The sequence below is a fragment of the Polaromonas sp. P1_G4 genome (assembly GCF_056405475.1).
Window position 1 is genome coordinate 1 of sequence record NZ_JBFUCA010001022.1, and the last position, 656, is coordinate 656.

Sequence of the window (656 nt, forward strand, 5' to 3'; positions counted from 1 at the left end):
GACATAGTGTGCCGTTTCCCGATAGAGGGCGTCACGGGCGGCGTAAAGATCCCTGAGCCGCGCCAGCGGATCGGCCACCTGAAGCAAGGGGCGGTTCTGGTCATGCCGCAAACGGCGAAAAACCTCTTCGGGGATGGAATGCAGGTAAACCACCTGCGCCCGCTCCCGAAGATGTTGCCGGTTGGCGGGGCGCAGCACAGCCCCGCCGCCGCTGGAGAGTACGCAAACCTCACCCTGAGTCAACTCATCGATGACCAGCTGCTCGATGTCGCGAAATGCGTCTTCACCTTCGCGCTCAAAAAACTCACGGATAGAGCAACCGATACGTTGTTCTATCACCTGATCCGAGTCAATGAACCGCAACCCCATTCTTCGGGCAAGATGCCTGCCGACGGTGGATTTCCCCGACCCAGGCAAGCCCACGCAGGCGATTCTCAACGGATGTGCATTCAATTGATATGGAGGAAAGGTTGCCCAGAAGCATGCCAAGCAACTACGCAGAGGACTGGCAGTCCCACGCGCAGTCCTTCAGCACGACGCCTTCTTTACCTACCGCCCTCGAACTCGCCCAAGGCGATCAGACGGGTGGTCGGAATTAACGCAGGGCAGATCCGTTAGTCAGCATTTTGGGTGTGATGAACACCAGCAATTCAGAC

General features: G+C 58.1%; 1 protein-coding gene. It reads right to left on the reverse strand.

The window, feature by feature from the left end:
* On the reverse strand, positions 1–438 hold a 438-nt coding region (locus AC1D1X_RS25140; protein ID WP_477699612.1), incomplete at its 3' end, for a shikimate kinase.
* Positions 439–656 lie beyond the last annotated feature (218 nt).